This is a genomic window from Arthrobacter livingstonensis (assembly GCF_003219815.1).
GTDB classification, from domain to species: Bacteria; Actinomycetota; Actinomycetes; order Actinomycetales; family Micrococcaceae; genus Specibacter; species Specibacter livingstonensis.
The window spans coordinates 1-12668 of record NZ_QJVD01000053.1 but is presented as its reverse complement, the minus strand read 5'-3'; the positions used below and the strand labels follow the sequence as shown (position 1 = coordinate 12668).

The following is a 12668-nucleotide window of genomic DNA, read 5'->3' as shown; positions in this document are numbered from 1 at the left end:
TCATTCCTGCCCAAATCAGCACCCTGGAAAACTCGAAAAATAACTACCCCAGCGCTTGACAAAGAACATAGGGACACTCCCCAGCAAGCCAAAAACGTGAGCAATCTTTTTGGTCCAAAAACGTGAGTAGAGCGTGATTCGGCCTCTGAGCGCCCTTCTCCCGCGAAGTTAAACCGCAATTCAGGAGCACAATTAGTGCCCCGGGCCGGACTCGAAACAGCGGCCAAGAGAAACTCAGGACACTGATGCCGACAGCCTCCGTTGACCGTCGAAAACAGTGTGTTTCGGGGGGGGGTGGATGGAAAGGTCGGTCAATCCTCCTGTTCGCTGGAGCGTCAATGGAGCACAGGCGGTAAGAATTGCGATCGTTTTGAGGGGTCAAACTGCGATCTCGAAAAGGGTTGGCCGGAAGGGGAAAAGTGCAGGTCAGCGCCTGGTTCGTCCGGTAAAGGACCGGCATACGGGACACCCGTGCGAAGGCGGTCGCGGAAGTCGCCGTTGTCTAGTTCAATGCGTTTACTTGTTCAATGTGTTTACGGGCGACTAGCAATCTGACGGCGAGACGAGGTGGCGCCCAGCACGGCCGATTACTGGCTCAGCCGAGTCCAGCCTTCCTGGCCCGTACCACGGCATCCACGAGATTAATCGGGGCCAGCCGTGCTGCCGTGTAATGTTGCCCGGGTATGGGGAGCAACGAAGTGCTCTCGCCATGACCATCGCCTCCATTAGACAGGAATGCTTCGTGAAATACCTAGCGCGGGCGTGGTCGAGCACGACGACATTGCTGCGAACGCACCTCGATGATCAACGCACCGACCTGGCTGACGCCGGTGGTCCGGGAGAACCAGAAGCTACGACACCGCGTTTGGAATCCTCGGGTCGAACGATCGCTGCCGCCTCGCTCTGCTCGACGATGTCCGGTATCGGCGGGTGGAGAGAACACATGGGCGGCCATCACCCCTTCAAGCTTAGGAAGGCTGCACGGAGCTCAAACAGCGCTGGCGGCGAGCGAGTCATGATCCTGACCGCCGGGGTGGGATCGGGGCACAACAGCGCGGCGGCGGCGGTACAGCAGGCGTGTACCTCGCGCGCCGACATCGTTGAGGTGCAGGTGGTCGACGTGCTGCAGATGAGTAGCGCGCTTTACCGCGACGTGCTGGGGAAGGGTTATTTCGTCCTGGTCAAGGAGTTGCCATGGCTGGTCGAGTGGGGCTATGACGTCAGCGACCCGCCGTTTGGGCGCCGGGGTCCGATCGACCCCTGGACTCGGATGAACGCCATTCCGGTCATCCGTGCGATCAAGCGATTCCGCCCCACCGCGATTGTGTGCACACACTTTCTGCCGGCCCAGCTGATGGCGTCACTTCTCCTTCGCGGCGTGATCGATGCCAGGACTGCTGTGGTCACGACGGACTACGACTTCCAGGGCCTGTGGCTTACGAGCGCTTTCCATGCCCTCTTCGTAGCCAGGGAGGAGGGGCGCGTGGAGCTGACGGCGCTCGGTCTGCCTGCCGACCGCGTTGAGGCCACGGGGATCCCGATCGAGGCTAAGTCAAACGTTGTGCCCATTCGCGATCCCAGCGTGCCCCCGATGCTGTTGATCTCGGCAGGCGCGAAAGGCGGTGACTACGCCGTCGCGGTCGTGCGGCAGACGCTGCACATGCGGTCACCATTCACGGCCACGATTGTATGTGGATACAACGACGCGCTGCGGCAGCGCATCGAGGCGCTGGTGGCGCCCGCTGGCGACCGCTACCGCGTGCTCGGCTTCACAAGGGAGATGCCGCAGCTGCTTTGTCGCGCTGACCTTTTCGTGGGTAAACCGGGCGGGTTGACGGCCTCGGAGTGCATGGCCGCTGGGCTGCCCATGGTCCTGGTGAACCCTATCCCGGGGCAGGAGGTTCGCAACGGCGATTACCTGATGGAGCAGGGCGCGGCCGTGCGGTGCAACAATACCGCCACGATTGGCTGGAAGATCGATGAGTTGCTGCGCGAGCCGGGCCGCCTGCAGCGGATGCAGGCGGCGGCGCAAAGAATCGGGCGCCCTGACGCCGCGGCGGACGTGCTGAACGGCTTGCTCGACGGGCCGTTCCGTCCTCTGGTCGTGACCCGTGCGGCGCAGAAGTCGATCTTCGCCGGGAGTGAGCGGCGCGTCGTCGCGACTGACCTGACGGGACCGTCATCGCTGGTCCGGCTGGTCGACCAGGCCACGGGCAGTACGGTGGCTTTGCTGCGATCGGAGGAGCTGGGCGATCTGCAGAAACGGTATGCGGCTCCGGACGGGGGGCTGGTGCTGCGGCGCGACCTGACACCGGTGTCACTTCGGTGGGAAGCGCGGCGGTTGCTCCGCGCCATGCTCAGGGGCGACGACGTGCTTCCCGTGCGAGTCGAAGCGCTCTCGACAACTTCTCGCACCCTTCCCGGATGACCGGGACGCGACCCATATTGACCTCAGCCCGACTGACTGTCCAGGTCGTTTTCTTCGTAGGTCAAGCGCCCAGGGCGTCGTAACCGGCGGGCGTTTTCCCAGGTGCTGGGACTGTGTTGGGCAGCGAGCATGGCCCAGTCGCCGGTGCGGGGGGCCCAGTGGCGTGTCACCGGATCGCGCTGCAGCGTTGGACCGGCATCCAGTGCCACCTGGACGGTCGTCTCCGCTCCTGGCTGCAGTGTCACCTTTTTGAAGCCAAGCAGCTGGGCTACCGGCCGGCGAATGGAAACGTCGGCGGCATAGACCTGCACGACGGTCGATCCCTCACGATCACCGGTGTTCGTCACGAGTACTTCCGCGCTGCCGCCCGTGTTGTCGAACTTGTGGTTGAGGAGCCGGTGCTCGATCGTGGTATAGCCCAGGCCGAACCCGAAAGGGAATGCGGGCGCGTGCCCATCGCCGTCGAGCCGGCGTTGACCCCACCTGTCGTCGTAGATGACTGACTTCGCCGCGCTGTCGAAAGACGGTAGATGCGCAGCATCCGTCGGCAGCACAAACGGCAGCCGCCCGCCGGGCTCCACCGCTCCGGTAAGCACGCTGGCTAACGCGTGGCCGCCTTCCATCCCGCCGTACCAAGCGAGGAGGAGCGCCGGCACACGGTCCCGCCACGCCTCCGTCAGCATCGCGCTGCCGCCGATCAGCACGACGACGGTCCGGGAGTTGACTGCGGTGACCGCACGGATAAGGCTCACATCGGAGGGACGCAGGTCGAGCGAGTTGCGGTCGCCACCGCGGACGAACCGCGACGCCAAGTGTGCGAGGGCAATCAGCGGCCTGCGGAGTCGCCCAGAGCCAAATGCCCGGCCGAGTACGCCCACGTCCACACCGGCGGTGACGACCGACTCGCCCTCATCGTGCTGGTCCAAGCCGACGACGACGATGGCCGTCTCGGCAGCGGCCGCCGCCGCGGCTGCGGCGCGTACGTTTCTCCCGGACGCGGTCGTGATCCGCACCCGGGGAAGGGCCTCCCTAAGCCCCTTCAGCGGTGAGACCGTGGAGGGGGGGCGAACGCGTGAGGAGCCATGATCGCCAAGGTTCGCCCGTACCGCGAGTCGTCCGATCACCGCGAGGTGCCCGATGGTGGAAGTCAACGGTAGCAGCGGTGTCCCGCCGGTGATTTCGTTCTTCAGTAGCACGATCGACTCCGCGGCGACCTGGTGGGCCAGCACCCGATGCGCCGGGGACGCAATGATGGCGGCGCACGGTCCCGCGGCCTCGCGCGTCGCGGCATGCATCACGCTGGTACGCAGGATGCGGCGCGCTGACCGCAGCACCGTCGCGCGAGCGACGTCACCTCTGTGCAGGGCGGCCGGCAGATCGCGGGCGCGCAGCATCCGCAGCGGCATCTCCACGTCCATCCCCGCCTGCAGGCTGACGACCGCGTCGTGGGTACCGAATACCCAGTCGCTCGTCACGAACCCCGAGAAACCCCACTCGTCCCGCAACACATCTGTGAGCAGCGGACGATTGACGTCCATATACTCGCCCCGCACTCTGTTGTAAGCACTCATAACGGAATCGGCGCCCGCGTCTACGACGGTCTTGAAGTGCGGCAGGTACACCTCGTGGAGGGCGTGCTCGTCGACAGACACATCGACCTCGAAGCGCTCGTTCTCCATCGAGTTAAGCGCGAAGTGCTTCACACAAGCCATCACGTTCATACGTACGCCCCGGGTCAGGGCCGCCCCCATCCGGCCAGTAAGCACTGGATCCTCGCCGTAGCACTCCTGTGCCCGGCCCCACGCGGGGTGGCGAAGCAGGTTGACGCAGATGGACGCGGAGTAGTTTGCGCCCCGGGCCCTGGTCTCCAAACCGATAGCGTGGCCGACCCGCTCCTCCAGCAACGGATCCCAGGTCGCCGCCCGCGCAATCGTCACAGGGAAGGCGGTGGAAGTGCCGATCACGACGCCGCGGGGACCGTCGCTGAACCGGATGCCCGGGATGCCCAGCCGCGGGACCGCCCCGGCTACGAATGGCCGGCGGCCGAGCAGCACCGGGATGAGCGGTAGCAGCAGACTGGGGGAGTCGCCGTCAAGAAGACCGAGGACCTCCCGATCGGTCATCCTGTCGATGATCAGGTCGGCTGCCTCATCCGCATCGAGTTCGCCTGCCCGGACCGCCCGGACTGCCTCGCCATAAGCGCTACCCTCCACCGTCATCGTTTTCCTCGATGCGGGTCGTATGCGGGCGCTCCACCGCTTCTGCGCCTGCGCAGCCCGTCGTACTCCAGCCATCTCCATGCCCTAAATTATGTACCCTGTTCGCCCCAGTCCGGTGACGGCCAACCGGGGCGCGGCCACACCCCGCGCCGATCCCGAACCGGATGCCCGGAACTGGTCAACGCTTCCGCCACCAACCGCAGCTCTTCATTCGTCTCTGCTTGTCCCACCAATAACACACGCTGAGACTCCACGAGCTCCTCTCCGCCCGCGACCGGCACCGGAGCTGCCTCGGCAAAAACCCTCGGCGCTGACGACTTCACCGCTGCAAAGCGAGCCCATGACCTGGGTCAACTTCCGCGTCCATCAAACGGGGCGAATGACCAAATCAACCGCGTGCCCAAGCCCAGTGAGCTTGAGGCGAACTCCAATGACGTTGTCGAAGCCAGCCCCAGCATCCTCGTCATGCGCCGCGAGCTGCGCGGGATGGGTCGTCGTGAGTGCTGGCATCGTTGCGGGCTCGCGGGTAATATCGCTGATATCTTGCATCCCGAGGAGGCCACCATGGTCGACCCGAAATCGACTGTAACCGCGGTTCCGGAACATTTGCACACTGTCACGCCGCGGTTGATCGTCCACGACGGAGGTCGCGCTATCGAGTTCTATCGGGAGGCCTTCGGTGCCACGGAGATTGGTGAGCGGTTCACCGATCCCGACGGAGCCCTGATTCATGCCGAGATACGCATCGGCGATTCAGTGGTCATGATCAGCGACGAAACCGCGGACGGTGCCCCAGCACAGTCACCCCAGTCGCTGAACGGTGCAGCAACAGCAATCATGGCAACCTACTGGGCCGATGTCGACACAGTCTGGGAGCAAGCCATCACGGCAGGTGCCGAGGTCATCTATCCATTGGCCGACCACTTCTACGGCGAACGTGGCGGCCGCCTACGCGACCCATTCGGTCAGCAATGGATGCTCAGCCAACGTATCGAGAACGTGAAAACAGAAGAAGTGAACCGTCGCGCGGCGCAGTACTTCACCACGAACTGAAATCTCAGCTGGCGCGTTCCGCTGTCATGAAGTCAGCGGCGAAGTTCTTCATTTGCTGGAGACTGAGCTTTTTAGGCCGCCCGCAGACTAACCTTCACCGGACTGATGTGGCCTGGCAGACTTCAGACCCATCCACAGTCTCGACACGGAATAACTGCGCTTGATATTGGCCGTCGCAGGCCCCACTCGCTGGCCCTGACACGAGCTTGGTGGAGCTCAGAGGAGTGAGCGTCCTGGAAGCATTCGGATACATCCCATACCCACGAATCACGGCACTGTTCCACATCAAAGGAAATGCACCCTGGTTCAGCGAGTGTCAGTTCAATATGTCGTGGTAGGAAGTCCATAACAACCGCAAATTCGTCGTCATCTTGGCATATCAGCTGCCCAGTCAAATGATGTTGTCCACAAGAAGGATCCTGCCATGGGTAATCACGTAGCCGAAATAGTTGCGAATTTCCGGAAGCGGTCCCTCACTGGGCAAACAACCCTCTGACCTGCACCTTTGATCTGAATCGCAGAGCTATTTGGCGGTGAATTAGCGGCGATATCTGGCCGCGGGGACGACCCCTTGAAATCACTGACCTGTCGGCGATGCCGGTGAGGATCACTGCTGGCGGCGTGCCGATGCGCCGTCATTCGTCCGGAACGCTTCTGTAGGGAGCCGTCCTGGTATGCGGGCTTATAACTGGGCTTCTTCTAAGGATCTGCTCAGCAGGAATGTAGTGGGTCCCACCTCCTCTGGCACGACGAGGACGACCTGGGCTGGTTCGATGTCAATGATGGGGCGGTAGGCAATGTCCTTGCGGGGAAGGATCTCGGCTAGGCTCTCGGCAGTGATGCCGATGACGTCGCTGTTGGCAATGACTTCGAGCATTTCCTCAACGCTGTGGACCATGGGCCCATAGACCGTCGGTACCCCATCGGGGCGCGGATCAACCGCCCACCATCGCCGCCATTCATCGGAGACGTTGTCGGTGTCCACTTGGGTAACACCGGCCAGGTCGCCGATGTGCAGCGTCTCGCTGGCTGCAAGGTGATGGTGAACTGACATCACCGCGACCCGCTTTTCAGTAAGTACGGGGAACACCTGAATGCCCGTCTCAGTGAGTGGTGGGCGCGCGAAAGACGCATCCACTTTTCCCTGCAGCACTGCCGTAACCTGTTCACCCCAGCCCAATTGCACCAGCTCGACCTTGGTGCTGGGGGACAAGCGGTGCAGTGCCGTCAGGATGCCGCGGGTACGCGGGCCAGCCACGGTGCTATAGAAGCCGATGCGAATGCGTTCCGGGGTCTTACGCCCGTGCTCACGCACCCGTGCAATCATTTGGTCGTGCATCAGGAGCAGGTGGCGCGCAGCAGCCAGAAATTCCTCACCCGCAGGGGTGAGCCGGGCGCCGCGGTGGTCTCGTTCGACAAGACGCACGTCGAGAACGGCCTCGAGCCTGCTGATTTGTTGGGACAACGAGGGGGTGGCCACGTGCAACAGTGCGGCGGCACGCGTGTACGTGCCGGCTTCTGCCAAAGCGATGAAATAGCGAAGCACGCGCGGATGGACATCTGGTCGGAATTCCACTCAGTCAGGTCTCCTTAACGTCCGCGGGGTGTTAGTCAGATCCTAATGCCACTTGCAATCTGCGTCATAGACCACCCATCTAATGGAGGGCACAGTGGATGCAGGAGGCATCGTGCAACAGTCGGCCCGCCTCATTGTACGTAGGCACGGTCTGAAGAGCCGGTCGTCCCCCAAGTGAGTCGGACAGCAAGCGTCATGTCTCCCAAGCCCCACTTTGCGGCTGTGTCCGCCTATTGACAAAGGAGTCTGAAATGGTCGAAATTATCTCAACCGGTGAACTGCCGAAGAAGTTCTGTGTGGTGGGGGCCGGCCCGGGTGGTCTGATCGCCGCCCGTGCGCTGCGCAATCGAGGTGTCGAGGTCGACATCCTTGAGCGCTATTCCGAGATCGGCGGGATCTGGAACATTAACCAGCCCGGCTCTCCTATGTATGAGAGCTGCAACTTCATCTCCAGCAAGTCGTATGGCGGTTTTGTCGGTTACCCGATGCCGGCGCACTACCCCGATTACCCGCGCTGGGACCAAGTTCTTGAGTATGTGCGAGCGTTTGCTAGGAGCCACGGGCTCGAGCCGCTGGTGCAGTTCAATATTGAAGTGACGAGTGCCGAGCCAGTCCGTGACACCCGGGGGGAATTCTGGCGAGTGACTCTCTCCACCGGCGAGGTTCGGGAGTACCGCGGCGTAGTCTACGCAGGAGGCGCACAGTGGGAGCCCTACGTTCCGGGCATCGAGGGCTGGGACACCTTCACCGGGCGGGGGATCCATGCCACGGAATATCGCCGACCTCAGGAGTTCGACGGCCAGCGGGTTCTGATCGTCGGTGCCGGCAACAGCGGCGTAGACATCGCCGCCGACGCAGCCCAGCGGGCAAGCAAGGCCATATTGTCGACACGTCGCGGCTACTGGTTCTTCCCCAAGCAGATCTTCGGCGTGCCAAGCCCCGATCTATTGACCGGGTCAGCGCCCCTGCCGGAAATACCCGTGCTCGGAAATGTTCCGCCGGAGCGGGTCGGCGAACTGGTTCTGGCCTCTGTCGGCGATCTGACTCGGTATGGGTTGCCAGCACCAGATCACCAAGTCGCAGCGACGCACCCGATCATGAACAATCAGGTGCTCCACTACCTATCTCACGGAAAGCTCGAGTGGCGGCCGGACATCGAACGAATTGAGGGCTCCACCGTACTCTTCAAGGATGGGCGCCAGGATGACTTCGATGTCATCATCTTGGCCACCGGATACGACGTGAACATTCCCTGGTTACCGGAGGGCGCCATTCGCTACGAACAAGGCCATCCGGAATTCCACCTCGGCACCTTCGTCGACGGAGCGACCGGCCTCTACGGCATGGGCATGCTCCACCTGGCAGACAATGCGTACACGATTTTCGACCGACTGGCCCAGCTTATCGCCGCCGACGCCTTGGCCATCCTCACCGGCGAAAACGCCGAAAACATGCGCAAAATCAAGGAAGAATTTCGTCCGAACCTAAAAGCCGACTTCCCCTTTCTGAACGTTCGACGCAACGTTAACCAGCTTGACGTTGGGGCCCTGCGGGCAGCAATCGTGGAAATCGAGGAACGCTTCGGCATACCCATGCCTGACTACTTGGACGAATACTTCTACGCAGGACTTCGTCTCGATCGTGCGGGGGTTCAGGCATGAGCACGCAACGATTCAGCAACAGTGTCGCGTTCGTGACCGGCGCAGCTTCAGGAATCGGCCTGGCGATTGTCGAGCGGCTCCTGAACGAGGGAGCACGCGTGATCGGCATGGATCTAAATGCGGAAGGACTCAAGTCCATAGCAGAGGCCCTCGGTGAGTCCTTTCAACAATACGCAGGTGACGTCACAAGCGAGAACGACATTTCCGCTGCTATCGCTTCCGGCGTGGAACGCTTCGGGGAACTCACAACGGCATTCAATGTCGCAGGGGCGGCACGAATGGCACCCATTGTCGATCTTGAGCAGAACGACTGGAAATTTACCACCGACTTAGTGTTAAACGGAGTGTTCCTCAGTACGAAACATGCAGCCCGCTCCATGATTCGCGGAGGGCAGGGCGGCACGATCGTGAACCTCTCTTCGCTCAATGCCCATCTGCCTCTATTCGGCGGCAGCGCATATTCCTCCGCGAAGGCCGGCGTGGAAATGTTCAGCAAGAATGCAGCATTAGAACTGGGCCGGCACGACATCCGCGTCAACGCCGTGCTACCCGGCATGGTTGCCACGCCGATGACCCAGTTCATGCGGGACACTCCCGGCATTATGAAGGAATTCAACGATCACGTAGTCATCAAACGAGCCGCAGAACCGGCGGAAATAGCGGCCCCGGCCCTCTGGCTCGCCGCCGCGGACTCTTCGTACGTGACGGGTACCAGCCTGGTGGTAGATGGAGGATACGAAATCTGCGGATACCCCGATTTCAGCCGCCACATGGCAGCAAGCCGGGAAGGGAACATCTGACAAAAAGGAGCGCACTATCGGAGCATGAGGAGGATCGATACAGAAATTACGTTTACGACTGCCTGATGGTTGTCCCCGGATGATCGCTGGACGGAAGAATGGCCATCCGGAGACAACCACCATCGAACGGTTATGTTCACCGTGATCACTGGACCATCCCATGTCGCATAAACCTACAGCTATTCGTGATACTAAAGCTCAACACGTTCGAACACGACCATTGATCTAGTGTCCGTGCTGCGGACTGTCTTGATTAATTCGCTAACCAATCCGACGCGGCTGGTATGACCCATTCGCACATCGCCTACCTAGTCTTGCAAGTTGCCCCGTGAAGGCTTCTATGGGGCCAGGCGGGGTCGGACTGTCTGGAGATAGTGAAAAGAAGCGGGCATGTCATGGCCATCCATTGCACCATGGGTCACGCTACGCCTGCCGAATGGCGTGTGCTGCAACGCGGACGATGCGGCGCCGGTAAGTTCGCCGTCCATAGGGAAGACGCCCTTCTCAATGGCCGTGTTTAGTACCGTGTTTAGTGGCTCTTCAGAATCCAGAGTGTAGTTTTGGTCTGAACCCGCCGGATTCCAGCAGCGACCTGGCGACGTAGTTGGTGAGATTGCGGAAGCCGAGGGCAGAGCCGCGGAGGTGTTCCAGTCTTCCATTGATTGCTTCAGTTGGACCGTTTGAGGTGCCGGGCCGGTCGAAGTAGGCCAACACATCATCTACCCTGCGTTTGAGTGTTCCCCCAAGTTTCTTAAGTTCTTTCAGAGAGGCCGGGAGCTTGGTGCTGAGGGAATCAATGAGGGCTTGCATGAGCTTCTTCGCCTTGACCCGGTCTGGTTCCCGGTAGGCGGCGATCATGCGTTGATAGGCGCCCCAGGTCACTTCGACCTCTATATGTTTTTCCTGGGCAAAAAGCTCGTCGAGGCGTTTTTGTTGCTTCTCGTTCAGCAGTCCTTCGCCGGTATGCAGCGTGCGCCGGGCCTTGTAGAGAGGGTCCCCGACCCGCCCCCGGTGCCCACACGTGGCCTGCTGGATGCGGCGCCGACAGTCATCGAGAGCGTCCCCAGCAAGGCGGACAACATGGAAGGGGTCCATTACCGCAACAGCGTCTGGCAGTTCCTCGGCTGCGGCGCTTTTGAACCCGGAAAGCCGTCCATGGCCACGACTTCCACCGCGTCCCGCCACGCCTGCGGGCGTTCCTGCAGCCAGGTGGAAAATACCTGTTTGGAGCGGCCCTCGACCATATCCAGCAGCCGGGACGGGCCGGTCTTCTCGCGAACCGGGGTCAAGTCAATGATGACGGTGACGTACTTGTCTCCGTGCCGGGTGTGTCTCCAGACGTGCTCGTCAACACAGATGATCTTGACCCCGTCGAAGCGGGTGGGGTCATTGATCAGCACGCGTCGCCCTTCGGCCAGAACAGCCTTGTTCGCGGTATTCCAGGACACACCCAGGCCCTCGGCGACGCGGGCGACGGTGAGATGTTGGCAGACGATGCCCTCCAACGCCCACCGCAACCCGCGGCGGGAGAGCTTCGCCCGTGGTTCGGCAGCTTTTGTGGTGTCTTGCCGCCACACGTGCCCGCACCCGGTGCACTTATAGCGGCGGATCCGCACCAGCAGCGTGGTGGGCCGCCAACCGAAGGGCTCATGGCCGAGTTCACGGGTTACTGTGTCTCGCGGGATGCCTTGGCAGCCGCACTTGCGGCACCATTCATCCGTGGCCACCACGCGGCAAGCAAGCACGGCACGATCAGGGGCAAGGAACTGCCCTGTCGCTTCCAAGCCAAGCCCATGAAGGCCGCAAAAAGTAGTCAGGTCAGGGCATGGGAAGGTAGCGTTGAACACGAGGGCCTTGCTGTAGAAAACGAGATCTTAGACAATCTGATTCTCTACCAAGGCCCTCACCTATGCCGAACCGACGGCTGGCCCTCGGAAATCTCACATGGAAACCCGACTACACTCTGGATTCTGAAGAGCCCCTTAACTCCGGGTTGCTGCCCTGGGGCATGGCGACGCGGTTCGTTGGGCGGCTGGTGGAGGAATAACTGGCGAATGACGTGAGGTGGGGCCAACGCTTCCGCGGAGGTTCTGCCTGCAGTTTGCGAACAGAATTCCGGCTCACTCAAGGTTCTCAGTGCCGCGAGTATGGAGATCGGAGGGCCAATTTGCGGCCGCTGCAACCCGAAGGTTTTCAGACTTGTGGAAACCGCGGAATCTAGAGGTTTCCACGGCCTCCTGTCGATAGACTTGACTGGAAATTGAACCTTTTTTTGGCCACAATCAGGTCAAGAACGTGACCAACTTTTCTTTCACTAACGTGAGTAAAACGTGATTTGGCCCCTCAACGCACCTAGCTGAAACTGTAAAACCGCAGGTCACGACTATATTTGGTGCCCGGGGCCGGACTCGAACCGGCGGCCAAGAGAACCTCAGGACTTTCATGTCAACCGTACCCATTCAACGCCAAAAACTGCTATTTTCCGGGGGCCGAGTGCGGGACAGCGGGGCTTCTTTGGCATGTCAAGGATTGCTATGGGTTTTGGTTGAAAAATGTGAGTAAAACGTGACGTGGATCGACCACATACTGCCGAACAGTCTCTCGGGCGGCCGCTGGCGGGTGCCTCGACACGGTGGATGACACGTCATTCGCTGCCATGAAAGGACCATCGTGCGTCACCAAATCCCGTTGGCCTGGACGCTGTTTCGTTTCGGCCGACTTGGCTGCCGGTATCGGCCGTGGTGCATATCTCTTAGTACTTTTTGTTGGGGTAAATGGGCGTGAACATCCTCAAATGAAGCGACCGTTCGCCTCTGATTTTCTGTTTCTGTGGGTCTGAACTTGGACCATTTTCGGGCTCTCCTGACGTAAGTGTGGGTCAGGGTTTGTGTGTTATAGGGCATGGGTAACCCGGTAGATTTGGGAGTTCTC

6 protein-coding genes and 1 pseudogene are annotated in these 12668 nt (G+C 61.1%); 4 read left to right on the top strand and 3 right to left on the bottom strand.

The features are described from left to right. The first annotated feature begins 1015 nt into the window (after positions 1–1015). Positions 1016–2428 (top strand): MGDG synthase family glycosyltransferase, encoded by a 1413-nt coding sequence (locus tag CVV68_RS22065; protein WP_110503138.1) that lies wholly within the window; start codon positions 1016–1018, stop codon positions 2426–2428. A 23-nt stretch (positions 2429–2451) separates the two neighbouring features. Here the strand turns inward: CVV68_RS22065 and CVV68_RS22060 are convergent, their stop codons facing one another. Continuing rightward, positions 2452–4647, bottom strand: a complete 2196-nt coding sequence (locus CVV68_RS22060; RefSeq protein ID WP_245933733.1) for a beta-glucosidase family protein — start codon at positions 4645–4647, stop codon at positions 2452–2454. Between the two features lie 396 nt (positions 4648–5043). Between CVV68_RS22060 and CVV68_RS22050 the strand changes: the two genes are divergently transcribed. Further along, positions 5044–5700: a VOC family protein gene (locus CVV68_RS22050; protein ID WP_211320966.1), complete on the top strand. Its 657-nt coding sequence runs from the start codon at positions 5044–5046 to the stop codon at positions 5698–5700. A gap of 682 nt (positions 5701–6382) precedes the next feature. Here the strand turns inward: CVV68_RS22050 and CVV68_RS22040 are convergent. Then, the gene (locus CVV68_RS22040; RefSeq protein WP_110503133.1) at positions 6383–7276 is read right to left on the bottom strand and encodes a LysR family transcriptional regulator; all 894 of its coding nucleotides are present in this window, start codon (positions 7274–7276) and stop codon (positions 6383–6385) included. A gap of 251 nt (positions 7277–7527) precedes the next feature. Between CVV68_RS22040 and CVV68_RS22035 the strand changes: the two genes are divergently transcribed. Next, the gene (locus CVV68_RS22035; protein ID WP_110503132.1) at positions 7528–8937 is read left to right on the top strand and encodes a flavin-containing monooxygenase; all 1410 of its coding nucleotides are present in this window, start codon (positions 7528–7530) and stop codon (positions 8935–8937) included. Further along, positions 8934–9737, top strand: coding sequence for an SDR family NAD(P)-dependent oxidoreductase (locus CVV68_RS22030; RefSeq protein WP_110503131.1), 804 nt, complete (start codon positions 8934–8936; stop codon positions 9735–9737). The genes CVV68_RS22035 and CVV68_RS22030 overlap by 4 nt, the downstream gene beginning before the upstream one ends. Before the next feature lie 540 nt (positions 9738–10277). On the opposite strand, the pseudogene CVV68_RS22025 reads toward CVV68_RS22030, so the two are convergent. Continuing rightward, positions 10278–11584: pseudogene (locus CVV68_RS22025) on the bottom strand (ISL3 family transposase). Between the last annotated feature and the right edge of the window lie 1084 nt (positions 11585–12668).